17 protein-coding genes are annotated in these 23,727 nt (G+C 60.9%); 10 read left to right on the forward strand and 7 right to left on the reverse strand.

Going from position 1 to position 23,727, the window contains the following annotated elements; all coding sequences use genetic code 11:
• Positions 1 to 47: 47 nt before the first annotated feature.
• The 4 genes from prmA to NW814_RS04555 all read left to right on the forward strand — a co-directional run bounded on the left by prmA (position 48) and on the right by NW814_RS04555 (position 4,506).
• Entirely contained in the window at positions 48 to 935 is an 888-nt protein-coding gene (prmA, locus tag NW814_RS04540; RefSeq protein WP_414405377.1) for a 50S ribosomal protein L11 methyltransferase, read from the forward strand.
• A complete protein-coding gene (locus NW814_RS04545; RefSeq protein WP_414405359.1) occupies positions 905 to 1,657 on the forward strand; it encodes a 16S rRNA (uracil(1498)-N(3))-methyltransferase in 753 nt (250 codons plus the stop codon). Before prmA ends, NW814_RS04545 begins: the two co-directional genes overlap by 31 nt.
• A gap of 97 nt (positions 1,658 to 1,754) precedes the next feature.
• Positions 1,755 to 3,014 carry a histidine--tRNA ligase gene (gene hisS / locus NW814_RS04550; protein WP_414405360.1) on the forward strand — a complete coding sequence of 420 codons (1,260 nt, stop codon included), beginning with the start codon at positions 1,755 to 1,757 and terminating at the stop codon, positions 3,012 to 3,014.
• A gap of 7 nt (positions 3,015 to 3,021) precedes the next feature.
• Positions 3,022 to 4,506, forward strand: a complete 1,485-nt coding sequence (locus tag NW814_RS04555) for a hypothetical protein (protein WP_414405361.1) — start codon at positions 3,022 to 3,024, stop codon at positions 4,504 to 4,506.
• Between the two features lies 1 nt (position 4,507).
• Here NW814_RS04555 and NW814_RS04560 read toward each other — a convergent pair whose 3' ends face one another.
• From NW814_RS04560 to NW814_RS04575, 4 genes are all read right to left on the reverse strand, one after another.
• Positions 4,508 to 5,344, reverse strand: a complete 837-nt coding sequence (locus tag NW814_RS04560) for a universal stress protein (RefSeq protein WP_414405362.1) — start codon at positions 5,342 to 5,344, stop codon at positions 4,508 to 4,510.
• Between the two features lie 101 nt (positions 5,345 to 5,445).
• Positions 5,446 to 6,300, reverse strand: a complete 855-nt coding sequence (locus NW814_RS04565) for a hypothetical protein (protein WP_414405363.1) — start codon at positions 6,298 to 6,300, stop codon at positions 5,446 to 5,448.
• A gap of 98 nt (positions 6,301 to 6,398) precedes the next feature.
• Complete coding sequence (locus tag NW814_RS04570; protein WP_414405364.1) at positions 6,399 to 7,508, reverse strand: hypothetical protein; 1,110 nt, start codon at positions 7,506 to 7,508, stop codon at positions 6,399 to 6,401.
• The gene (locus NW814_RS04575) at positions 7,505 to 9,124 is read right to left on the reverse strand and encodes a hypothetical protein (RefSeq protein WP_414405365.1); all 1,620 of its coding nucleotides are present in this window, start codon (positions 9,122 to 9,124) and stop codon (positions 7,505 to 7,507) included. The genes NW814_RS04570 and NW814_RS04575 overlap by 4 nt, the downstream gene beginning before the upstream one ends.
• Before the next feature lie 286 nt (positions 9,125 to 9,410).
• Between NW814_RS04575 and NW814_RS04580 the strand changes: the two genes are divergently transcribed.
• The 3 genes from NW814_RS04580 (at position 9,411) to NW814_RS04590 (ending at position 14,228) form a co-directional block, all read left to right on the forward strand.
• On the forward strand, positions 9,411 to 9,812 hold the full coding sequence (locus tag NW814_RS04580; RefSeq protein ID WP_414405378.1) for a cupin domain-containing protein: 402 nt from the start codon (positions 9,411 to 9,413) through the stop codon (positions 9,810 to 9,812).
• A gap of 127 nt (positions 9,813 to 9,939) precedes the next feature.
• Positions 9,940 to 11,874: a cellulose biosynthesis cyclic di-GMP-binding regulatory protein BcsB gene (locus tag NW814_RS04585; protein ID WP_414405366.1), complete on the forward strand. Its 1,935-nt coding sequence runs from the start codon at positions 9,940 to 9,942 to the stop codon at positions 11,872 to 11,874.
• A gap of 59 nt (positions 11,875 to 11,933) precedes the next feature.
• Positions 11,934 to 14,228 (forward strand): glycosyltransferase family 2 protein, encoded by a 2,295-nt coding sequence (locus tag NW814_RS04590; RefSeq protein WP_414405367.1) that lies wholly within the window; start codon positions 11,934 to 11,936, stop codon positions 14,226 to 14,228.
• 100 nt (positions 14,229 to 14,328) lie between these two features.
• Here the strand turns inward: NW814_RS04590 and NW814_RS04595 are convergent, their stop codons facing one another.
• The 3 genes from NW814_RS04595 to NW814_RS04605 all read right to left on the reverse strand — a co-directional run bounded on the left by NW814_RS04595 (position 14,329) and on the right by NW814_RS04605 (position 17,774).
• On the reverse strand, positions 14,329 to 14,685 hold the full coding sequence (locus NW814_RS04595) for a hypothetical protein (protein ID WP_414405368.1): 357 nt from the start codon (positions 14,683 to 14,685) through the stop codon (positions 14,329 to 14,331).
• Between the two features lie 229 nt (positions 14,686 to 14,914).
• A complete protein-coding gene (locus tag NW814_RS04600; protein ID WP_414405369.1) occupies positions 14,915 to 16,642 on the reverse strand; it encodes an alkaline phosphatase D family protein in 1,728 nt (575 codons plus the stop codon).
• Positions 16,643 to 16,820: 178 nt separating this feature from the next.
• Positions 16,821 to 17,774, reverse strand: a complete 954-nt coding sequence (locus NW814_RS04605) for an RluA family pseudouridine synthase (protein ID WP_414405370.1) — start codon at positions 17,772 to 17,774, stop codon at positions 16,821 to 16,823.
• Positions 17,775 to 18,086: 312 nt separating this feature from the next.
• On the opposite strand from NW814_RS04605, the gene ppsA reads away from it, so the two are divergent.
• From ppsA to NW814_RS04620, 3 genes are all read left to right on the forward strand, one after another.
• A complete protein-coding gene (gene ppsA, locus NW814_RS04610) occupies positions 18,087 to 20,552 on the forward strand; it encodes a phosphoenolpyruvate synthase (RefSeq protein ID WP_414405371.1) in 2,466 nt (821 codons plus the stop codon).
• 69 nt (positions 20,553 to 20,621) lie between these two features.
• Positions 20,622 to 21,890: a dihydrolipoamide acetyltransferase family protein gene (locus tag NW814_RS04615; RefSeq protein ID WP_414405372.1), complete on the forward strand. Its 1,269-nt coding sequence runs from the start codon at positions 20,622 to 20,624 to the stop codon at positions 21,888 to 21,890.
• Positions 21,891 to 22,612: 722 nt separating this feature from the next.
• A partial coding sequence (locus NW814_RS04620; RefSeq protein WP_414405373.1) for a right-handed parallel beta-helix repeat-containing protein occupies positions 22,613 to 23,727 on the forward strand: 1,115 nt, incomplete at its 3' end.

Consider the following 23,727-nt stretch of genomic DNA (forward strand, 5'->3'; position numbering starts at 1 on the left):
CCGTGAGCAGGACTGTTGCCGATCCCTCCTCGCGTTCCTCTGCCCAGGTGCCGGATCCGGGTGGAGCCTGGTGGGATCTCCACATCCTCGCCTCCCCTGTGCAGGAAGACCAGATCTTCTGGCGGCTGGAGAGCTTTGGCTGTCAGGGCATGGCCAGCCAGGCTTATGGCGAAGACCAAATTAGCATTCACGCCTATTTGCCCTGCTTCCGCGCCACTCTTTTGGACTTGGCGGCTCTGGCGCTGCGCCTGCGGCAAGATGCCCTCGTGGCCGGCCAGCCCCTTCCCAAGCTGCACTGGGAACGAATGGAAGCAGAGGATTGGAGCAACAGTTGGAAGCAACACTGGCGGCCTGAGCCAGTGGGAGAGAGGCTGCTCATCTGTCCAGCCTGGCTGGATCCACCCCCTCACCCTGGCCGTCTCCTGCTGCAGCTGGATCCGGGCATGGCCTTTGGCACAGGCACCCATCCGACCACCCAGCTTTGCCTGGAAGCCCTGGAGATGCGCCTAGGAGCGGGTACAGAGGGGGTGACGGTAGCCGATGTGGGCTGCGGTTCGGGCATTCTGTCGGTGGCGGCAGCCCTCTTAGGGGCCAAGCGGGTTTATGCTGTGGATGTTGACCCGCTGGCGGTGCAGGCAGCACTCCACAATCGCGACCTCAATGGCCTTACAGACCGGATCGAGGTGGCTCAGGGCAGTCTGGAACGCATTCCGGAGATGGTGGATGGACTGGTGTGCAACATTCTGACCGACGTGATCCTGGATATGATCCCGGGGTTTGGCCTAGTGGTGAAGAAAGGGGGCTGGCTTATCCTCAGCGGCATTCTCCTCGAGCAGGCCAGGTTGGTTACGGAGATGTTGGAGGCCAACGAGTGGTTGGTTGCAGCCCTTTGGCGACGGGGGGAGTGGTGCTGTCTGAACGCACGCGCTCTCTAAGTTCCCTGCCCCGCCTAGCTATCGACCCGGCCCAGCGGGATCCCACCGGTGGGATCTATTTAACCAGCCCGCAGCGGCACTACCTGCAGCGGGTGCACCGCCTTCGGGGGGGGGATCCCTTTTTGGTTTTGGACGGCTCCGGCAAGCTGTGGCTGGCCCATTGGCAGCCCCAGAAATGCCAAATTGTGGCTGAGGTAGAGGCCCCGCCGCGGGAATTGCCCGTTTACCTGCATCTGGGCTTAGCAGTGGTCAAGGGGCCGGGATTTGACGAGGTGTTTCGCCAGGTTACCGAGCTGGGGGTAGCGCGCATTACCCCTCTGCTGACGGAGCGCAGCGTGGTGGAGCCGGGATCGGGGCGGCAGGAACGCTGGCAAAAAATTGTGCGGGAGGCAACAGAACAGTGTGAGCGGCTGCACTGGCCTCAAATTGACCTGCCTACTTCCTGGAGCCGCTGGCTGGCTGAGCTCAAGGCCAACTGGTGGGGCATAGCGGTTGCCCGCCAAAACGCCCCCCCGCTGCTGCAAGTCCTGCCGCCTCTAAGGGGTGCCGTCGTGGCGCTGGCTATTGGCCCAGAAGGTGGCTGGACAGAGACGGAGCGCCGCCAAGCGGAAGCCCACGGCGGAGTGCCTGTTTCTTTGGGCCCTACGATCCTGCGATCCACCACCGCGGCGGTGGCCGCTGCCAGCCAAGTTGCCGCTTTCTACGCTAGCTTGAGCCCTTGAGCCGAGGCTAGCTCTGCCCCCCGCCAGCAGGGCGATATTATGGCATTGACACGAACCCTTGCTTCCCAGGGCGGGGCTCTGGGCGAGAGGAACAGACATGGGAAAAATCCACGCGGTGCGGGGTACCCGCGACATCCTGCCTCAGGAGGTAAGGCTGTGGCAGCAGGTGGAGGCCAGTGCCCGCGAGATCTTGGGGCGGGCTAACTACCAGGAGATCCGCACCCCCATTTTGGAGCTGACGGAGCTTTTTGCCCGCAGCATCGGCAGTGCCACCGACGTGGTGGGCAAGGAGATGTTCTCCTTTAGCACCCGCGGTGAGCAGGAGGTGAGCTTGCGTCCCGAGAACACTGCTGGTGTGGTGCGGGCCTACATCCAACACGGGCTGCAGATGGCGGGCGATGTGCAGCGCCTCTGGTACTGTGGGCCGATGTTTCGCTACGAGCGTCCCCAAGCGGGGCGGCAACGCCAGTTCCATCAGTTGGGGGTGGAGCTCCTGGGCAGCCGCGATCCCCGCGCCGATGCCGAGGTTATCGCTCTGGCCTGGGATCTGCTGCGGGCGGTGGGGGCGGAAAACCTCACCCTACGGCTCAACTCCCTTGGGGATCCGCAGGACCGGCTGGCCTATCGCCAAGCCCTGGTGGACTACCTCACCCCCTTGAAGGAAGAGCTGGATCCGGACTCCCAGGAGCGTCTTGGCCGCAACCCCCTGCGCATCCTCGACAGCAAGGATCCCCACACCCGCGCCATTGTTGAGAAAGCGCCCAAGCTGCCCGATTACCTTAGCGCGGACTCACGCGCCTTCTTCGAGCAAGTGCAAGCTCATCTCAAAGCCCTAGACATTCCCTATGAGCTGGATCCCTACCTGGTGCGCGGCTTGGACTACTACACCCACACTGCTTTCGAGATCGTCTCGCCGGAATTGGGATCCCAGAGCACTGTCTGCGGGGGCGGCCGCTACGACGGTCTAGTGGAAGAGCTGGGCGGACCGCCGACCCCGGCCGTAGGCTGGGCCATCGGCATGGAGCGGCTGGTGTTGCTGCTGCAAAAGAAGCAGCTAGAGGGGGTGGCCAGGCCGCTGGACGTCTACGTGATCTCCCGCGGAGCCAAGGCAGAGGCCCAATCTCTTCAGGTTGCCCAGGCCCTGCGCCAAGCTGGTTTTTGCACCGAGCTGGATCTCAGCGGCAGCCCCTTTAGCAAGCAGTTCAAGCGGGCTAGCCGCAGCGGCGCCACTTGGGCTGTGGTCCTGGGAGATGCGGAAGCGGTGGCCGGCGAGGTGCAGCTGAAGCACTTGCCCACAGGACAGCAGCAAACCCTCCTGCAAGCTGAGCTGGTGAAGTATTTGCTCTCCCAGAGGTGACCGCACAATGCTGAGTTTTTGGGTACGGCGCAACGGACAAGAAGAATGGCAGCCAGTACCAGCCGAAGGAGCCGTTCTGGAGGAAGACACGTACACTGTCCTGGCCCATTGTCCCCAGCCCTACTTCACCATTACTGTGGAAGTTCGCCACCGCCCTTTGGCAGCAGAGGATGAACAAGCCCCAGCAGAGGCGAAGGCCTCGAAGGGAGAACTCTTGCAAACCCGTTCGGTGCGCACCAACGAGGAGGGGATTGCCATTGTCTTGCCGGCCACTCGTCTTGCCCCTGGTTCCTGGGAACTGCACTGCCGCGATGCCGACTTGATAGCTGAGCTGTTTGGCGAGAAGGAGCTGAAGAATTGTCTGCGTTTCCAGGTCGTGCCTGCCCCGGCTCAGTCAGAACCAGCAGCCGCCTTGGTGGCCCAGCCAACAGAGCCCGAATCCGCTCCTCAGCCCAAAGAGCCTGCCCCCCCACCCGAGCTGTTTTCCCTCATGCACAGCGAACTGGAGGGATCCCCTGAGGAAGTACTGGTGTTGACGGGGCGAATTGGCTGCAGCGGCGAACTGCAGGTACGGCTTTGGCAGGAGGGGAGCCCGGATCCCCTTTTCCAAGGGCGACGGCAGATTCAACTCCCAGGACAGGCGCGAACGGCAGTGTTTAGCATTCCCCTCACCCTACCCAGCCAGCCCTGGGCTCGCCCTCTGCGGGGAGAAGTGTGCCTTGCTCCCTCCTCCTGGCAGCATCCAGAGCTGCTGAGAGCCCCCTTCTCTGTTCGCTGCCGCGGCCAGGGGGAAGGGCCACCCTCTTTGCCCCAGGAAGAAGAGCCACCCATCCCTGAGGCCAGCCCTGCCTCGACCACAACCTTGCTCTCCCCCGAGCGCACCCTGCAGAAGTTGTTGCGCATCTGGCAGCGCAGCGCCTCTGGGGGAAAAGAAGCTCCCGACCCGCTTCCGCCAGAAGAACTCCCAGCCTCCCCTGCCTCCCCAGCAGAGGCTGCAGCCAAAGCTAACGCCCAACCTGGGGTGGGGACTCTTCCAACTGAGCCGCCTGGCAAAGAGGCTGTCCTGCCAGCCCAAACCGAGATCCAGCCCACCCCACCCTTAGCTGTGACTGACCAAAACCCGGAAACCCTGCCTTTGCCCCCAGGCGTGTGCCCAGCGCCCCAACTGCTGGTGCCCGAGCACCTGCGGGCAGGTGACAATTTTGACGTAGTGCTGCGTTTGCCCGCCTCGCTCAATTCTGCCAGTAGCTCGAGCGAGCAGCCTCCCTTGTGGATTAAGTTTTGGGTCAAGCATGGCCGCACCCGCTCTTTGGTGGATGGCCCTCGTTGGTTGCTGGACTTCTCCCGCAACGAGCAGGGGCAGTGGCAAGCTCTCACCCGCATGACCATCCCTCCCGGCGTCCCTGAGCTAATCTTCGAGGCTTGGGCCGTCAGCCCAGATCGCCAGCAGCAGAGCGACCGCGTGACGGAGCACCGCTCCATCTTGCCCTAGGTCAGTCTTGGACAGAGCGCACCATCAGCACTGGGCAGCCGATATGCACCCGCACGTAGTCGGAGACAGATCGTCCCAAGAGCCGATCCAAGTCGGGGATACTGCGGGCAATGCTGGGCCGGCGATCTGGGGATCCCATCACCAGCAGGTCGGCCTTGCTTTCTTCCGCCAATCGGACAATCTCGGTGCCCGGATCCCCGACCGCCGTGAACACCCGATGGCTGATTTGGCGGCTTTTGAGAGTGGCAATGGCTTTATCCAGAACCTCGTCCCGCGCTTGGGCATCGGCATCCAGTTGCACAGAGGCTAGGAAAATCTGGGCTCCCGGGATGCCGGCCACTAGATCCAGGGCCGTGGCAAAGGCGGCCTGGGCGGCGGGGGAGTTGTTGAGGGCCACCATGACGTGGCTGGGGTATTTGACGTAGGCGTCGTCCTTGACCAGCAGCATGGGGCAGGAGGCAAGCTGGAACACGTATTGGCTCACCGAGTTCTGCAAAATGGCCATGATGCGGTTGCGCCCCCGCGATCCCATGACAATCAGTGGATTGGGTAGAGATTCAGCCACCTGCAGCACCACCACCTTGGGATCCCCTTCCACCAGTTGGGTGCTGATCTTCAGCCCAGGTCGCGGGGGAAAGGTCTGCAGCGTCTGGGCCAATAGCTCCTGCCCCTTTTGCCAGGCAGCCCGCATCTCCTCGGCAGAAGTCTGGGAAGGCACCGCATGCAGCAGCGTCACGTGGCACTGGGCAAAGGCCGGCAAGGACAGGAGAGTATGCACCATCTGCTCGGTGGGGCCGCTGCCGTCGATGGCGGCAATGATGTTTTCAAAGCGAGGCATGGGATCCGTTCTCCTGGCCAACAGCTGCCAAGACTCATCCTAGATCTGGCGCTGCGGATCCCTGTTACCGAGGCGGGTATCCTGCAATATTTTGTTGGGTTTTAGTAACTCAGCCACACATAGCCGGTGAAGCCGCCGCCGGCGTTGGTGTTGCGACCAGTCAAGAATTGAAACCCTCCTAGGCCCAGCGTTAACCCTCCCTCTAGTCGCCAGTTGAGCTGGCCGGAAAGCTTGAGGCTATCGTAGTCGGGATCCTGCACTGCCACATCTCCAAAGAGCAAAGGGGCGCCGTTGCCGAGGGTAAAGTCGCCATCCAGAGCCACAATGGCCTGCACCTCAGGGCTGAGATCCGCTCCAAAGGTCAAGTTGGCTTTGAGGCGGTCGCCCGGATAGCCTAGGTAATCCCGCAAGGTAAGGCAGGAGTCGAAAAAGGCAGGCAGGGATCCCAGCTCGACATTGGCTGCCGCCCCAACTTTGAGATCATAGCCGAAGACGCCGTACCCCAAGGGCAGGGGGGTATTTTCGGTGGCATATCCGGGCGGGATCAAGGCCGTTAGCTGAGCCGAGAAGAAGGGATCCCCGTTCCCCCAAGTATGGCGCAGGCCCAGTTCCAGATCCCGCAGGCCCTGGTTGCGCTGGGTTACAAGCTGGTCGCCGCTAGCAAAGCGATTTTCCAAAAAAACATAGCTGGTGTTGAGGTTGAGGGTGAGGCGATCGCTGAGGCCGGTTTCGGCAAACAGGTTGAGGCGGGTCTCGCCGTACTCGGAAAGGGCCTGCTGCAGGCGTCCCCCCTGGTCAAAGCGGGTGCGGGGTTGGTACACCTCGGGCTGGAGGGAAAAAAACGTCTGACCTGCCCCGCGCGGAAAGCCACAGCCCGCCCAGGCCGGCAGCTCCCACCCCCCCAGGGCAAGGCCCAGGGCCAGCAGCCAGCTTCTGGTAATTGCAAAAGGCTTCATCTAGGGATCCCTCTCTTCTTTTCCCGGCAACAGCAGCGCCGCCGAGGGGGATTGTATCGGCAGAAGGCCGCTTTGGGCCGTCGCCCACAGGGCTTTCCCTACACCCCCTGGGCCACAGCCGGCAAACCCACGCGGGCCCGAAATTGCCGCGCTGCCGTCAGCGCTCCATAGGGATCCCCTTTGTAGAGGCCGTAGTGCATCAGGGACAGGCGCCGCAGCCCCAGTTGCGACACCTCCTGCAGCCAGTCGGGCCGGCTCATGATCTCAAAATCCACCTGGACGGTGTCGGCCCGGCCGCCGTTGGGATGTTTGTCCTTGATCGAGGGCTCGTAGTGGGCCAGCATCAAGTTGCGGTGGATGGGGGCAAAGAGGCGGCAGCAGAGACGGATCTGCTCCGGGTTGCCCGGATCCGGGCCGTTCAGCTCCGGGTTAAACTCCCCTGGCCGCCGCTGGCGCATGGACTGGAAGGCGATCCCGTCCATCTGGCTCATGGTCTCGGCAAAGGGCTCCACCATGCTGCGCCCCGACCCGCGCTGGGGATCGTCGAAGGTGGCAATCCACCCGCCCCAGCAGAGGGCCACTTCGGCCTCTGGCAAACGCTCCTTGATGGCCTGGCGAGCTCTTAGGACGTTGCGCATGAGAGCCTGGTAGTAGGGGGCAGTGTCGGCGTTGTAGGTATCGGCAGGGATGCGCCAGTAGGAGAACTCGGTGGCCAAGCTCCAGTAGGTGGGGCGGCCTTGGGGGTTGGCTTGGGCAATATACCCCGCCAGCTCAGCTACGTCTTGGATAAACTGCTGGGAGATGTGGTAGTCGCCGCAGGGGCGGTGGGTGTCGTCTTCCCAGGTGATGATGTGCAGGCTGTAGCCCCGCTCAAACCACTGCCGCAGAAGCCCGGCCTGGTGCCAGTTGCGCCAGAAGGAGAGATCCCCCTGGCGGTGGTCAAAGCTGTTGAGCCAGCCGCTCAGGAAATGGGGATCCCAGCCCCGCGCCACCGCCGCCACCTGAGGATCCGACTCAATCTCCCAGAGGAAGCGACCGGGATCTGCCCCGATGCCCACTTCCCAGCGGGCCAGCAGCTTTGACAAGTTCAGGTTCCCAAGGGCAACGTTTTCGGAGCCTTGACCACAGCCGGCAACTCCATAGGCAGCTAGCAGCGCTCCGCCCATCTGCAGCACCTGTCGCCTCGGCCATCGTCGTCTCCAGCTCATTCCGTCTCCTCCTCAAGCTTTACCTGGCGGGCCCACAGCCGCACTTGGGGGGAGCTATAAACCTCCCTGAAGCCCGGCAGCCCCTCAAAATTGAGCTCAGGCCAAAATTGCAGGATGCGATCGGCGCTCCGCAAGGGATCCGCCAGCCCCGCTACCAAGAGGTAGTCCACCCTTTCCTGGGGATGCTGAAGGGCCAGGGCAAACTCGTACTGGTGAGGAGTAAGGAAAGAGCGGGGATCCCTTGCCCAAAAGATAGCCTCAAAGTGGATGTCGTCGTCCACCAGCACCCTCTCGCCGGGCAACAGGTGGCGATAGAGATACTGCCCAACCTGGCGCTTTTCCTGCCGCAGCCTCCGCCAGTCTTCTAGGGCTTGCCCAGCAGAGGTTACTTCATACAGGTTTTGGGCAGCTTCCAACTCGCCACTAAGGGGCACTACCCCTGCCACCAGCCGCTCCCAGAGATCCCGCTCCTCAGCCACCAGGGGCATGAGGAAACCCGGCTCTTGGCTCACCCCATAACCGGCAGTGAGGCAGTTCAACCCCAAGAGAGCAGTGATCAACAGGCGCTTAGCCCAGCCGGGGCCGGCTCCGCGACACAAGTAGGCGCCCATCAGCAAAGGCAGCGGCACCCAGAAAAGGCCAAAGCGGCTCAGCTCCCGCAAAAACAGCCCCTGCCCTAGAGAAGCCAGCAGGATGACCAGCGGCATCCCCCAGACCAAGGCCCAGACGCGACGGCCCAAACCGTGACCCAACAGGGATCCCATCCCCAACAGCAAATAGGCAGGAGCCAGCAGCGCCAGCCACTTTCCCGCTTCAAGCAGCCCCCGCCAGCCACCTACCTGCTGTAAGTCTTCCCGCAACTGGGGCAGCCGCAGGCCACTGCCCACCTGGTAGGTGAAAGCCCAGGGATCCCCTACCGACAGCCAATTCACATACAGCCAGCTCAACATCAGGGCCAGGCTGATAAACCCTGCCACCAGCAGCGAAGCCCAGCGAAACCCCCAGGATTCGCGGCGAAAAGCCAATAGCAGTGCTATCGCCAGCCAGGGCAGCAGCCAGCTACTTTCCCAGCGCAGCACCATCAGAGGCCCCAAGGTCAGGCCAATGAGCAGCAGCCGCAGCGTAACGGGCAGCTCATCCTTCTCCACTGCTTGTTTCTCATCGGCCAGGGGAAACAACAAGGCCATGTTCACCCCCAGCAAAAGCGAGGTAGCTGTCCAGGTGGGGCTACGCAGCAGCATCAGGATCAAAGCCGGCTGCAGTAGCAGCAACAAGCCCCACAGCCAGCGCCACCCCAGGCCGGCGGGCAGACGGCGCAACTGTTGCCCCATCCAGCCCAACAACAGGGCTCCCAAAATGGCCTGCAGCAACAGCGGCGATCGCCCCAAAATGGCCGTGGCCAGCACCAGGGAGGGGGGGAAAGTGGTGCCGACAATGGGCAGGCGCGGATCCGGCCCCAGGGCGGCTACGGATCCCTTGTAGCCAAGAAACTGCATCTCCAGGCTTACCCAGCCCCAGCCTTCCTTGAGCCCCCACAAAAGGCCAGCTAGGAGCAGCAACGGGATCCCGATGGGCGCAAAGAGCCTCCAGAAGGCTTTAAGCTGAGTTGCAAACATAGATGCTTCACGAACAAACTTAGCTAAACTTCACAATTAGTTCTAGGAGACTTGAACACCTCATCGAATCCCAAGGAGTGACTTAATGCCAACAAGTTTCAGAAAAACTATTTGGGATCGATGGACGTGTTTTGGGATCCCTACAAAGCTAGACTAGTTTTCCCTTTTTTGAGGCGTTTCTTCTACGCACTTTGGCGTATTGGGTTCAGCAAAATGGTCGATGAAAAGTTGCTGGGCTGCAGGTGAAGATAGGAAGGTCTTTGAACGGGAACAGGGTGTGACCTCAATGCTACAGTCTGCGCGGGACAGGGACGACGCGGCAATTCCAACGCTGGAGCTTTTGCCCTCCCAGGCAGAAATCCGACCCTGGGGAGCCTTCTGGGTCTTGGATGAAGGGCCGATGTATAAGATCAAGCGCATCGAAGTCAAGCCTGGCCATCGCCTCAGCCTGCAGATGCACTACCACCGCAGCGAGCACTGGATTGTGGTGCGGGGTACGGCGCGGGTCACGCGGGGCGAAGAGGTGATGCTACTCAACTCCAACGAGTCCACCTACATCCCCCCCTGTACCAAGCACCGCCTGGAAAACCCTGGCACTACCCCTTTGGTCGTCATCGAGGTGCAAAACGGGGAATATTTGGGAGAGGACGATATTGTACGCTTCGAGGACGACTACGCTCGCTCATAGGGTAGGCCCAAGACAAGAAAGCTCTCTTGTGACCGGCTAATAACTTCTGAAGCCTGGGCGGCTGCTCCCACCTTAGCGCTAGGCTTTGTCTGTGCATGTCTAGGGATCCAAACAAACAAGGAAAAGGGTGAGCCAGAAGAGAAAACAATGGGCGCTGCTCGTTGCCAGTTTGCTGTGCTGCGTGCCGGTAGAGGCAGGACAAGCAGAGCCTCTTTCGTTCCAAAGGCTAGGCTACGAGCGCTCGGTGCTGCTGCAGGGATCCGACCCGCGCCTGGATGTTACTGTCCCTGCCCCCCTCAACGGCCTTGACCCCGAGGCCAGCTTTGTGCAGTTGCGGCTGGAGCCCTCACCGGTGCTGAAGCCGACTTCCACCGTGCGGGTGCTCATTAACGACGAGCTGGTCGGGATCTTTCTGGTGGGAGATTTGCGGCAAGAGCCAGTGGTGCGGGTGCCGATCCCAGCTCTGCCCCCTGGGGAGCGCTTTATTACTGTCTCCGTCCAGCCTTTTTTGAGCATCAGCGATGACATCTGCGCCGATCTCAACACCGGCAATCTGTTGCTGACGGTGGGGCGGGACAGTTTCTTTGAGTTGGTGCCCCGCGTTCCGGATACCACGGTGGCTGGCTTTCTGCGCCTGGTATACCCTCAGCTTACTCTGGTGGTGCCAGCCAACCTCACTCCTGAAGCCGCAGAAGCGGCCCTTTGGCTCTATAGTTTGCTTTCCCACCTCTTTCCCCAGACCCCTATTCTCTGGAGCAACCGCCCGGTTGCAGGAGCTCAGGTTACCCTAGAACCGGCCAATTTCACCCCCCACTTGCAGCATGAAATTACCCCCGAGGGATCCCGCCTACGGATAGCCGCCCGCCGCGAGGCCATTCTTGCCCTCTATGAAGAGTGGAAGCGGGCAGGTCTGGTGAGCCGAGGGATCCAGGTGGCAGCAGTAGCCGATTTGGAGAAGGCCCTCAGAACCAACCGCCTCAGCTTCCGTGAGCTGGGGATTGTGGATCCCCTGCTGCGGGGGTTTGGCAGCCAGTCGTTGGTGTTCAACTTCAACCTATCTCAACTGGGGGGGCGCCCGCGGGATCTGGCAGCGCAACTGGATGTGATCATGAACCCAGTGGATGGCCGGGCCGGGGATCGCCTGACGGGCTACGTGTTCTTGAATGGCGTTCTGTTGCGCACCTACAACCTGACAGGCCGCACCCAGCTCAACGAGACTGTTACTCTGCCCACCCGCCTGCTGCGCCGCTTTAATCAACTGGAGCTCCGCTTTGACTATGGCGCCAGCCCCGGTAATTGCCAGGGATCCCTGACCCCGCTGACTTTGCAAGTGCGTTCCGATAGCTCTGGCCTTCTCTGGAGCGGCTACCAAGCCCCTAGCGGCGAGCTGCAGGAGATCCCAGCGGTGCTGCAGGGATCCGGACGGGTTGGGCTGGGGGATCCGCAGTTGCTGCCGGCTGCTGCCTATTTGGTTGGGGCCCTGAGCCGGCTGGCCGCCCGACCGCTTTTGCCCGCCGTGAAGTTTCTGCCCAAAGAGGGAGGCAAACTGGAGAGCGGAAACTTCGCTTGGCAAATCCTGGTAGCCGCCCCGGAGCAGGTGGAGCTGAATAGCCCCATTCGGCTGGGATCCCAGTTTGAGATCCTCAATCCCTTAAACCAGCAGGTGGCCCTGGCTGCTCAACCACAAGAAAACCTTGGCCTGCTGCAGTACTTTTTGGTTCAGGGCAAGCCCACCCTGTGGCTGTCTTGGTGGGGATCCGATCCAGCTTTGGCAGAACGCCTCAGCCGTGGCCTTGCCGATCCGCGCAGTCGCCTAGCCAACCAACTGCAGGGAAATGTGCTCACTGCCTACGCTGCCACCCCCCAGCTCACCCAGGTACAGAGTTGGGATCTCACACCCCAAGGCTATCGGGTGCGCTACCCCGGTCGCTTCAGTTGGCAGCTTTTGTTGTGGCAGTACCGCTATTGGCTGGTGCTTTTGCTGGCCATCCTGCTGGCTGTGGGGGCATGGGACACCTATCGACGTTTGGCCCGGCGACCTGAGCCGCCAACCCCCTCGTAGGGGGCTAGTCACGGACTTGCGCTTAAGCCAGACTGAAGCCGAACCCCAACCTAGAGGCCATGCTGCAGTCGATTAAGTCCTGGCTGGTGCAGACAGGCTACCTCACCCGGCAGCAACTGGCGGAAGCCGAGGAGTACCGCGAAGCAGTGGGCTGCTCTTTGGCCAGGGCTCTTTGGAGCTTGCGGGCCATGCACCCCCGTCAGTTTGCTCGCCTCTGCTGTCAGATCTTGGATCGGCCCAAGCTGAGGAGCTGGTTGCTCGAGCATCCCCTCGACCTAGAGCTGCCTTGGCTGATCGAGCCTATCGATCTGGTGCCGGTGCGCTTTTTGCCCTGTGGCTGGCTCAACCCGCAAACCGTTGTCGTGGCCACTGAAGAGCCGGGCTACCCCGGCGTTTGGCAGGCTGTGAAACGCCTGTGCCCGGAAGCAGAAAAACTCTGGGAGATCCCGGCCACTGAAAAGCAGATCCTGACGGTCATCCTTGAGCGCAAGCTGGCCGCCGAACTGCTGGGCAGTCGTCTCACTCTGGAGCAGTGGCAGCAGGCTTTGGACATCCGCCGCCGCACTGGATCCAACCTGGGGCAAGTGCTGACCCGTCTGAGCTATCTCTCGACTCCCGAGTATCTCAGCATCCTAGCCCATCTGCTGGGCTATCCTTCCGTCTCGGAGCTGATGGGGACAGGGCTGCTTTACCGCGACGAGAGCTTGAGCCGCCAGTTCGAGCCCGAGCTGATGATGCGCCACCTCTTCTACCCCTTGACCTGGACGGATGAGAACACCCTCACCGTGATGGTCAATGACCCCCTGGACTGGGCGGTGGATGAGCTGCTCTACAGCTGGCGGCCAGGGTTGCGAATTGAAAAAGTTCTGGGCACCGAGCAGGATATCACGCAACTGCTCAGCCAAGACCAGGGATCCCGCTTCAGCCAAGAGGCAGTCTACAAGCTGCTGACCCGTCTGCCGGAGGAATCGGCCTCGCGGGTGTTTACCCCCTCCCAAATTGCGGTCGGCTATGGCCTGCTGCTGCTGTTGCTGTGGGGGTTGGCCACTGCTCCCTGGACGACTCTAACGATCTTGGTGCTGCTGATCAATCTTTTTTACGTCGCTTCGATCCTGTTCAAACTGCTGCTCAGCCTAGTGGGATCCGCCGATCGCTTCCACCAGATCTCCGATGAGGAAGTGGCCGCTTTGGATGATCACGACTTGCCTATCTATACCATCCTGGTGCCGGTCTACAAAGAGCCAGAAGTGATGCCAATTCTCATCAACTCCCTCTCCAAGCTGGACTACCCCCATGAGCGCTTGGATGTGATCATCTTACTGGAGGAAAACGACCAGGCCACCATCGAAGCTGCTCGGGCCGCCAAGCCCCCCCGCTATGTGCGCCTGCTCATCGTGCCGGATAGCAAGCCCAAGACCAAGCCCAAAGCCTGCAACTATGGCCTAGCCTTTGCCCGCGGCGAATACCTCACCATCTACGACGCTGAGGATATCCCCGACCCCGACCAACTCAAAAAAGCAGTCATTGCCTTCCGAAAAGGGGATCCCAGCTTGGTCTGCGTCCAGGCTGCCCTCAACTACTTCAACCGCAACGAGAACTTCCTCACCCGCATGTTTACGCTGGAGTATTCCTACTGGTTTGACTACCTCCTGCCAGGCTTGGAAACTCTGAAAATGCCCATCCCCCTGGGAGGCACGAGCAACCATTTCCGCACCGACCGCCTGCGGGAGCTGCAGGGGTGGGATCCCTTTAACGTTACCGAAGATGCCGATCTAGGCATTCGCGCCAGCCAGCACGGCTACACGGTGGGGGTGATCAACTCCACCACCTACGAAGAGGCCAATTGCGCCCTCAAAAACTGGATCCGGCAGCGCTCCCGCTGGATCAAGGGCTACATGCAGACTTGGCTAGTCCACAACCGCCACCCCCTGCGCTCGTTGCGCAAACTGGGCCTTAAAAACTGGCTGGCCTACCAATTCTTTATCGGCGGCAGCTTCTTCACCTTCCTCACCAGCCCCATCATGTGGCTGCTGTTTTTCTACTGGCTGTTTACCCGCGCCCATTGGCTGCAGAATATCTTCCCCAGTTGGCTAATTTACTTGGGCCTGTTTAACCTCTTGGTGGGCAATGCCATCGGGATCTACCTCAACTTGGTGGCCGTTTTTCGGCGGGGTTATTACGATCTGGCCTTCTATGCCCTTCTCAACCCCATCTACTGGCAACTGCACTCCATCGCAGCCTATATGGCCCTGTGGCAGCTTTTTACCAAGCCCTTCTACTGGGAAAAAACTATCCACGGCCTGAGCAAATTTACCCACGCCAAAGTGCAAGAAGCCAGCCACAAACCAGCCTAGCCAGCCGCATTCAGTTGTCCTAATCTGAACCGAAATACCCACGGCATGGCGCACATCTTTCCCTCTCCCAGAGGGAGAGGGGCTAGGGGTGAAGGAAGCGCTAGAAGCCGTAGTCAGAATCGACGACGACGGCACAGCCAAGCGGGTGGCGGCAGCCGGCCATGATGACCTGGATTGCGAAGTCGCCCTCGTAGGGAGCTTGGACGATGGGGAAATCGTCCAAGAGCGTATCTTCGGCTACCACCCGACCGTTGCGATCGTAAAGCACCAGATCCACGTCGTGGCAATCGCGATCGCACTGGGCCCAGATGTTCTCGCCCCGGTAGAAGTAGCCCCTCACCCAGGTCGATTGCCCGTTTAGTAACCACAGGCTACTTTGGCCCCACGCTTTGGCACCACCCAGGATCGCAGCCGCCCCGATCATGCCCGCTGCCAGCCAGCCCCGCAGAGAAACCATCGGATTTTCCTCCTTCCATGAAGTTTCTTTTGCCGCAACAGGGATCCCTGCCCCTGCCCACACTCTAGCATTGAGATTTTCGTTTCCCGGTTGATTGCGATCACATCCAGCATCTTCCTTACAAGTTGCAAAAAAGAGCTACAAAAAAAGGGATCCCAACTTGCGCAGGGATCCCTGAATTTCGATCAGAATGAGACTGAGAAAATCTGCCCAAAGCCCTTGATGTTTCTCACTGCGGCAGCACCAGTTCCCCCCGCCGTCCCAGGGGATCGGTGAGCACGCTGCCGGTGGGGCCTTTGATCTGAATGGTGCAGCGGCTGCCGGAGACTTCGATGACGTTGTAGTTGGGCACCGCCAGCTCCAAAAAGCGCAGGTTGCCCGTCGTGACGCCAGGGATCCCGCTCACCTCTGGATTGGCAGGGTTCACAGGGGCGAGAAAGCCATTCAGAATCCGGTAGTAGAGGCGGCTGGCGTTGGGGATCCCAAGGCGATTCCCTTCTTCATCGATGCTTAAAGCGGTAACACTCCGTCCCGTGGGGCCAGTCCATACTTCCCAAATGGGGTTGCTGCTGCCGGGGTTGACCTGGCCGATGAAACCGGCGTGGTTGTTGCCGGTTAGGAACACCACGTTGCGGATGTTGTTCTGCTCGATAAAGTCGATCACCTCCTGCCGCTCCAGCCAATAGCCCTCCCACACGTCGTTGGAGCGGAAATAGGTCACTGTGATGGGAAACTCGCTGACGATGAACTTGTAGGTGGCAGTGGAGTTGCGCAGGCCGTTGAACAGCCACTGCTTCTGCGGCTCTCCCAAGAGGGTGCGCGGCGTGCGGCGCAGCAGGTTAAACAGGGCTTGCTCGGATCCCGGCGGGCCAAAGAAAAGGGTCTCCTGCTCGGGCGTGAGGCGGATGCCGGCCAGCTCCAAAAAGCGCTGACGAGTCAGGCCAGGGGGCAAGATGGGCAGGATCGGGGTCACAGCGGCCAAGTCGCGGTACTGGCGCAGGTCGAGGATGAAGACTTCGGCATTGGCCCCGTAGCGGAAGCTGCGAAACAGCCGATCCCGGCTATCCACCCCCGGCACATCCGTCAAGTTGGGGGTGATGGGGTTGTACTCAAAAAAGGCCTGGTAGCCCAGCACCCTGAAATCTTCCACATCGCGGGTTTGCCCGGTGGCGTCGTTGAGCTGGACGGCGCGACCGCCGCGGGCCTTCTGGCCGCTGTAGTTGTCGATCACCTCGTGGTCGTCCCAGTTGTAAACAAAAGCCGTGCGGCTGAACAACTGGGCAAACTCCGGCCCGGCATATTTGGGATCCCGCTGATCCCGATAGAGGCTGCGGTAAAACTCAAGCGTTGGTATCGGATCCAGACCCAGCCAGAAGCGATCCGCGTAAACGGTGTCGCCGTTGAAGGCGATGAAATCGATGTCGCCGCGGTTGACCTCTGCCAGCAGGGCCGCCCCGATGGGAAAAGGAGGCTCGTTGGCGCAGCTAATGTGCAAGAAACGAATGGGCCGCCCATCGCCTGGAGCTGGCAGGGTGCGGAACTGGCCCACGGGGCTGGTAAACCCCTCGCTAACAAAACGGTAGAAATAGCGCTGCGCCGGTCTTAGGCCGGTGACGACGGTGCGGACAATGTAGTCGCCTGGCTCGGTGCGGTAGTTGCGACCGGCCACGCGGCGGGCAGTGAGGGAAACCTGCTGCAGAATGGGGCTGAACCCAGCATTTTCCGCCACCTGCAGCGTCACCGCCACCGTATCCACGCTGCTAGCCGGCACCACCCGCGTCGAGAGCACCGCCCCTTCGGGGGTGGGATCCCCGGCAAACACCCCTTGGGGAAATCCCGGCTCTCCCAGCGGCGGGATAGAAGAACTGGAGGTGCCCCCACAGGCGGCCAGGGCAGCTGCCCCACCCCCAAACATCAACAACTGCAGGAAAAAACGACGGGAGCTCAGGGAACTCATACGGCTAACCTCAGCGACGCCGGCAAATGTAAAGGGATCCGCAACAATGGCTAGTTGCCTTTAGTCAAGCACTTTTGCCCCCGAACGGAGGTTGTGGATTGGTGAAAGCTGGGTTAGCTTCTGTTTAAGAACGCCGAGCTCCGTGCCCTAGCTTTTTGCAATCCTGCTTGCCTCTCCCTTAGCCAACCTGGCTGCGCAACTGCCGCAGCAGCCGCTCAAACTCCTCTGGCAAGGGAGCGGTAAACTGCAGTGGCTGGCCAGTGCGTGGGTGAACAAAGGAGAGCTTCCAGGCGTGGAGAGCTTGGCCGCTTAGCTTGACGGGGCTGGTTTTGCTCCGGGTGTAGAGGGGATCCCCAACAATGGGCAGGTGCAGGTGGGCGGCATGCACCCGAATCTGATGGGTGCGACCAGTCTCCAGCTCAAACTGCATTAGGGTGTAGTTGCCCAGGCGCTCCAGCACCTGCCAGTGGGTTACCGCTGCTCGCCCTTGGCCGGGGGGCAGGACGGCCATCTTCTGCCGATCCACCGGGTGCCTCCCAATGGGGGCAGAAATAGTGCCTTGGCTCTGGGCAGGACGCCCGAACACCACTCCCAGGTAGATGCGCCGGGCAGTTTTGGCTTGAATTTGGGCCTGCAGGTGCTGGTGAGCCTGATCGTGCTTGGCAATCACCAAGGCGCCGGTGGTGTCTTTGTCCAGGCGATGGACAATCCCCGGACGCAGTTCGCCGTTGATCCCCGAAAGGTGAGAACCATGGGCCAGCAGCGCATGCACCAGGGTGCCGCTGGCGTGTCCGGGAGCAGGATGCACCACCAGGCCGCGCGGCTTGTTGATGACAAGGAGATCCTCGTCTTCGTAGAGGATGTCCAAGGGGATCGGTTCCGGCTGCAACGAGGTTGGGGTGGCTGGCGGGATCCGCACCTCGATCTGATCCCCCGCTTGCAGGGGGCGATCCTTATCCAGGCAGGGCTGACCATTGAGCCAAACCTGGCCCTGGCGGATGAGCTGCTGCAGGCGCGAGCGAGATAGATCGGGCAGTTGTTCTGCCAACCCGCGATCCAGCCGCAAGCCCTGCTGTTTCTCCGTCACCGTCACCCGGCGAATTTCTGCCACTGGATCTCTGGGGTCTTCCATTTGCCCTGTTTCCGCAAACTGCTGCTTTGAAAACATTGTGGCAGAGCGGTTACTTTTGCATTAGGTAAAAAAGGTCGAAGATTTGTGTCAGCTTTCTCAGCAGGATCTTGGCAGGATTGGCTCTGTGTCGTCTCCTTCTCAGGTTTCTCTAGGGGGCTGTGCCGGGATTTTAACCAGAGAAAAACCCTCAGTACAGTGGGAGTATAGCCCCTTAAAGCCGGTCCAGATTCTGGCTGGGGAAAGTTTCTTGCTACACGCAAGTGTTGCAACACTTATTACACAGTTGGTCCGCTGGGTACAAGGAGGCAAGGCATGTTGGATGGAGCAGCGCTGGGGTCCCAGCTTCAGCAACCCCCTCAACGCCAGCTTGGCTCAGAGCCGCCCTTGGTTTTGTCTCTCACAGAGGTGGGCCTGCGGGATATTGCTCAGGTAGGCGGGAAAAACGCCTCCTTGGGAGAAATGCTGCAGCAGCTAGCCCCCAAAGGGATCCGCGTGCCCCTGGGGTTTGCCACCACCGCCCATGCCTACCGCCAGTTCATTGCCGCTGGCGGCCTCGAGGAGAAGCTGCGGGAGATCTTCAAGGACCTAGACATCGAGGATGTGCGGAACCTGCGCGAGCGGGGCAAAGCTGCCCGCACCTTGATCCTGCAGACACCTTTCCCACTGGAGTTAGAGCAGGCCATTGCCGAAGCCTACCAGAAGCTGTGCGAGCGCTACGGCCCTGACACCGATGTGGCGGTGCGCTCCAGCGCCACGGCGGAAGACCTGCCCGACGCCAGCTTTGCCGGCCAGCAGGAGACCTACCTCAACGTGCACGGAGTAAAGGCGGTGCTGAATGCCTGCCACCGCTGCTTTGCCAGCCTGTTTACCGACCGGGCCATCTCCTACCGCCAGATCAAGGGCTTTGACCACTTTCAGGTGGCCCTCTCGGTGGGGGTACAGAAGATGGTGCGCTCGGACTTGGCCTGTTCGGGGGTGATGTTCTCCATCGACCCAGAAACCGGCTTCAAAGATGCGGTGCTGATCACCGCGGCCTATGGCCTGGGGGAAAACGTGGTGCAAGGGATCGTCAACCCCGACGAATACGTGGTCTTTAAGCCTACCCTGAAGCAGGGGCTGCGGCCCATCCTCTCGCGCAAGCTGGGCAGCAAGGCCCTGAAGCTGGTCTACGACGAGGAGGGATCCCGTTTCACCAAAAACGTACCCGTCCCCGAAAGCCTGCGCCGGCAATATGCCCTCAAGGACGACGAGATCCTGGAGTTGGCTCGCTGGGCCTGCCTTATCGAAGAGCACTACTCGGCGCTGCGGGGCCGCTTCACTCCCATGGACATCGAGTGGGCCAAAGATGGGATCACGGGCGAGCTGTTCATCGTCCAGGCCCGCCCCGAGACGGTGCAGTCCCAAAAGGCGGCCAACCGCCTCAAGACCTATCGCTTGACGCAGCCACAGGCGCGCCCAGAACCCCTGGTGCGGGGACGAGCAGTGGGGGAGGCCATTGGCCAGGGCACAGCTCGGGTCATTTTGGATGTGCGCCGCTCGGATCAGTTCCAAGCGGGCGAGGTGCTGGTGACGGAGAAAACAGATCCCGACTGGGAGCCGATCATGAAAAAGGCCAGCGCCATTGTCACCAACCAAGGGGGGCGCACCTGCCATGCGGCCATCATCGCCCGCGAGCTGGGGATCCCGGCCATTGTTGGCTGCGGCAACGCCACGCAAGTACTCCGCTCCGGCGATCCCATCACCGTCTCCTGCGCCGAAGGGGAGGAAGGGCGCGTCTATCCTGGCTTGCTGTCCTATGAAGTTACAGAGATCCCCCTCGAGGAGCTGCCCCGCCCCCGCACCCAACTGATGATGAACGTGGGCAACCCGGAAAAAGCCTTTGGCCTCAGCGAGATCCCTTGCGATGGCGTAGGTCTGGCGCGGCTGGAGTTCATCATCGCCAACCACATCCAGGTGCACCCTCTAGCGTTGGTTCACTACGAGGAGGCGGTCAAGGAGGAGCCGCGCCTGGCAGAGCTCACCGCCCAGTATTCTGACAAGCCGGAGTACTTTGTGGACAAGCTGGCCCAGGGAGTGGCCACCATCGCCGCTGCCTTCTACCCCAAGCCGGTGATCGTGCGGCTATCGGACTTCAAGAGCAACGAATACGCCCACCTGCTGGGCGGATCCCGCTACGAGCCTCACGAGGAAAACCCCATGATTGGCTGGCGGGGGGCCTCCCGCTACACCGATCCCCGCTATCGCGACGGCTTTGCCCTTGAGTGCCGGGCCATGAAACGGGTGCGGGACGAGATGGGCCTGACCAACGTCATCTTGATGGTCCCCTTCTGCCGCACCCCCGAAGAAGGGCACAAGGTGCTGGAGGAGATGGCCCGCCACGGCCTGGTGCGAGGGGAAAACGGCCTGCAGGTGTACGTCATGTGCGAGCTGCCCAGCAACGTCATCCTGGCCGACGAGTTCTGCCAGATCTTCGACGGCTTTTCCATCGGCTCCAACGACCTCACCCAGCTCACCCTGGGGTTGGATCGCGACTCCGCCCTGGTGGCCCATCTTTTTGACGAGCGCCACGAGGCGGTCAAGCGGATGATCGCCCAGGTAATCCAGACCGTGAAAAGCCACGGGCGCAAGATTGGCATCTGTGGCCAGGCCCCCAGCGACTACCCTGACTTTGCCCGCTTCCTAGTGCAGCAAGGGATCGACTCCATTAGCCTCAACCCGGATTCCCTGCTGAAAACTCTGTTGGTGGTGGCTGAGGCGGAAGGCGATGGTACCCAATAGGCTCAGGGGGCTGCGCTGGGATCGCGTTGGCTGGGTTACAATCTTCTCTGCTGTGTTGCCATCCCCGCCATGATCCACGAACTTTCCATGCCGGCCCTCAGCTCCACCATGGAAACGGGCAAGATCGTTGCCTGGCTGAAAAACCCCGGCGACCGGGTGGAGAAAGGGGAAAACATCCTGGTGGTGGAGTCGGACAAGGCGGACATGGATGTGGAGTCCTTCCACAGCGGCATTCTGGCCAGCATCCTGGTACCGGCAGGGGAATCGGCGCCGGTGGGCACGCCCATTGCCCTCATTGCCGAAACCGAAGCAGAGGTGGCCGAGGCTCAAGAGAGAGCTAAGGCCCTCTCTAAGGGTGCTGCGCCACTAGCTACGCCTAGTGCAGCCTCTGTCCCCCCAGTGCAACGGCCAGCCTCTGCCCCTGCAGCGATCTCCACCTCCGCACCCTCAACTGGCTCCGACGGGGCCGGATCCCAGCGGATCCTGGCTTCCCCACGGGCAAAGAAACTGGCAGAAAGCTTGGGGGTTGACCTGCGCACTGTGCGCGGCTCTGGCCCAGGGGGCCGCATCGTAGCGGAAGATGTGGAGCGGGCCGCAGCTCAGGCTGCCTCTGCCCCGGCGGCAGCTTTTTCCTCGGCTGCTCCTCCCCCTGTCTCTGCGCCCTTGGGAGAAGTGGTTCCCTTGAGCACCCTGCAGGCGGCGGTGGTGCGCAACATGAACGCCAGCCTGGGTGTGCCAGTGTTCCACGTCGGCTACACCATCACAACCGACAGCTTGGATCAGCTTTACCAACAGGTGAAGCCCAAGGGGGTAACGCTGACCGCCCTTTTGGTCAAAGCTGTGGCCCTCACTCTAGAAAAGCACCCCCTCCTCAATGCCAGCTACACAGAAAACGGGATCCACTACAAAGCGGACATCAACATTGCCGTGGCGGTGGCCATGGAGGATGGGGGCCTAATTACCCCTGTGCTCAAGCAAGCCAACCGCGTTGACCTGTACGAACTCTCACGGCGTTGGAAGGAGCTGGTGGAGCGAGCGCGGCGCAAGCAACTGCAGCCAGAAGAGTACAACAGTGGCACCTTCACCCTCTCCAACCTGGGCATGTTTGGGGTGGATCGCTTCGACGCCATCCTGCCCCCCAACCAAGGGGCTATCTTGGCCATTGGCGCTGCTCGCCCCACCGTGGTGGCTACGCCGGAAAAAGCCATTGCCATTCGCTCCCAAATGCAGGTTAACCTCACCTGCGACCACCGCGTCATTTACGGCGCCCACGCCGCGGCCTTCTTGCAAGATCTAGCCCAGTTGTTGGAGCAAAAGGTGGAATCCCTGACGCTGTAGAACTCAATAAGGGGCAGGCTGGGATCTACCTCAAGAGCCCAGGCGTGGATGCCGACGCTAATGTTGTGGGTGCAGAGGACGAGAGCTGAGCAATCTCGGTCAAGCTCTGCCAGAATCCGCTCGCGCTACTCTCGGTACTAAAGCCAAGGGCACTGAGGTTGGCTAGCTCTGGCTCTACCGGTTCTCGCACATCGATGAGTTGCAGCGGGGCAGCCCCAGGATCTCTTAAGCGGGCAGCCAGCTGTTGCGCGCGACCGGGCGAATGAAAGAGAACATGGCTGACCTGTAACTTATCTGGATCCGTTCCTAGGATATACCGGCTCAGCATCTGCTCTGGGCTGCTTGCAAGTGGTCGTGGTTGGCCGACAACGCTAGAACTTCAAATTTCCCTACTGACTGCAGACCCTCTGCCAAGATCCCCTTTAGGAGGCTCTGCTTGAGAAGATTGATCCCAGGGGTCTATCGGGGCTCTGGGTGTCTTCAGTTCTGATAGGCTTGACTGATGGGAACTTGCCAAGGATCTTCCACCGATGGAAGGACTTCGTCCTACAAACGGCCCAGTATCCCAATCTATCTGGCCAGTTCGTTCCCTTTTGCTGACTCTGTTGGCAGGGATCGCTTTTGGCTGTGGAGGAGGCACAGGCAACTCTCCCCCTCTGCCGTCGCCAGGTAGTGGATCTGTCGTCCTGCAAGTGGATCCGGCCAGGGGCCCCTTTACCAAGGTGGCTGATGCCGTTGCAGAAGCGCAGCGGCTGCAAAATGCCACAGCAGGACTAGAGGTGCTGATCCAGATTTTGGGGGCAGGTAGAGAGAGGCTGCAGGGCAACCTGGCCCTAGATGGGGGCGACGGCACCAACGGCGGACGGATTCGCATCACCAGCTCCGCAGCCTACGAGATCCTGACCGGACCCTTCGACCTGATTGTAGCTAGCCAAACCAGCCTACAGGGGGTGGATGTGGTGCTAGAAGGTGGGCGCGTTCAGGTGAACAACGGCAACTTTCAGCCGAGCAAGGTAACTCTCAACGATCCCCGCTCCAACATCTTGGTCAATGGCAATGCTGCGGTTCTGGAGGGGGTTCTGGGCCAGCTGGCTCAGATCTTTTGCCGGCAATTTTCGGATCCTTGTGTGCAGATCTCTGGCAATGGCCGGGTCGCGAGCATCTCATCCACCGTCAGCAAAGCTGGTGGTGTGGGTATAGGCACTGTGCCAGGTAGTAACCCTACCATTGAAAACAGCACAATCCTCCTGCAGGCTGTGCGGGCTTTGGCTGTTCGCTATAGCGACAACTCTGGCGGGGTTTTCCGTAACAACCAGATTGAAGGGGATCCAGACACTGCTGCAACTGCTGCGCCAGTGCAGGCTCGGCAAGCAGCTACCGACGGCACAACTGGGATCCAGCTGGATGGAGCGGGGTCGGCACCGGCCATCCAATTTAATAGGATCGGTGTTGGCAGAATAGCTGGCAGTGTTGGTATCCGCATTTTGCAAGGAAGCCAAGCTCGTACTATTTCCGACAATACGTTCATAACCCGCGGTGAAGGCATGGGGGTAGGGATTCAAGTGGTAGCTGGCACTCCGGAGACAGTAGTTGCTGCCTACTTGGCCAACAACCGCTTCCAGGGGAACTTTCCTGAAAGGATCAGCGTTGGCCCTGTGCCCACGCCCACTCCAGAACTGACACCCACACCTACCCCGGAACCGACACCTAGGCTGACTCCAACGCCCATCCCAGCGCCAACACCCAGGCCAACTCCAAGGCCCACCCCAACTCCGGCGCCCAAGGTCAAACCAGAACTGACACCCACACCTCCCCCGGCTCCGACTCGGAGGCTGCG

This window comes from Synechococcus sp. R65.1, from assembly GCF_047461755.1.
Taxonomy (GTDB): domain Bacteria; phylum Cyanobacteriota; class Cyanobacteriia; order Thermostichales; family Thermostichaceae; genus Thermostichus.

Excerpts from the sequence above, each read along its gene's own strand:
- NW814_RS04580 (WP_414405378.1), top strand. The coding sequence starts at position 9,411 with ATGCTACAGTCTGCGCGGGACAGGGACGACGCGGCAATTCCAACGCTG.
- NW814_RS04590 (WP_414405367.1), top strand. The coding sequence starts at position 11,934 with ATGCTGCAGTCGATTAAGTCCTGGCTGGTGCAGACAGGCTACCTCACC.
- NW814_RS04575 (WP_414405365.1), bottom strand. The coding sequence starts at position 9,124 with ATGTTTGCAACTCAGCTTAAAGCCTTCTGGAGGCTCTTTGCGCCCATC.
- NW814_RS04565 (WP_414405363.1), bottom strand. The coding sequence starts at position 6,300 with ATGAAGCCTTTTGCAATTACCAGAAGCTGGCTGCTGGCCCTGGGCCTT.
- hisS (WP_414405360.1), top strand. The coding sequence starts at position 1,755 with ATGGGAAAAATCCACGCGGTGCGGGGTACCCGCGACATCCTGCCTCAG.
- NW814_RS04600 (WP_414405369.1), bottom strand. The coding sequence starts at position 16,642 with ATGAGTTCCCTGAGCTCCCGTCGTTTTTTCCTGCAGTTGTTGATGTTT.
- NW814_RS04570 (WP_414405364.1), bottom strand. The coding sequence starts at position 7,508 with ATGAGCTGGAGACGACGATGGCCGAGGCGACAGGTGCTGCAGATGGGC.
- ppsA (WP_414405371.1), top strand. The coding sequence starts at position 18,087 with ATGTTGGATGGAGCAGCGCTGGGGTCCCAGCTTCAGCAACCCCCTCAA.
- NW814_RS04595 (WP_414405368.1), bottom strand. The coding sequence starts at position 14,685 with ATGGTTTCTCTGCGGGGCTGGCTGGCAGCGGGCATGATCGGGGCGGCT.
- NW814_RS04555 (WP_414405361.1), top strand. The coding sequence starts at position 3,022 with ATGCTGAGTTTTTGGGTACGGCGCAACGGACAAGAAGAATGGCAGCCA.
- NW814_RS04560 (WP_414405362.1), bottom strand. The coding sequence starts at position 5,344 with ATGCCTCGCTTTGAAAACATCATTGCCGCCATCGACGGCAGCGGCCCC.
- NW814_RS04615 (WP_414405372.1), top strand. The coding sequence starts at position 20,622 with ATGATCCACGAACTTTCCATGCCGGCCCTCAGCTCCACCATGGAAACG.
- NW814_RS04605 (WP_414405370.1), bottom strand. The coding sequence starts at position 17,774 with ATGGAAGACCCCAGAGATCCAGTGGCAGAAATTCGCCGGGTGACGGTG.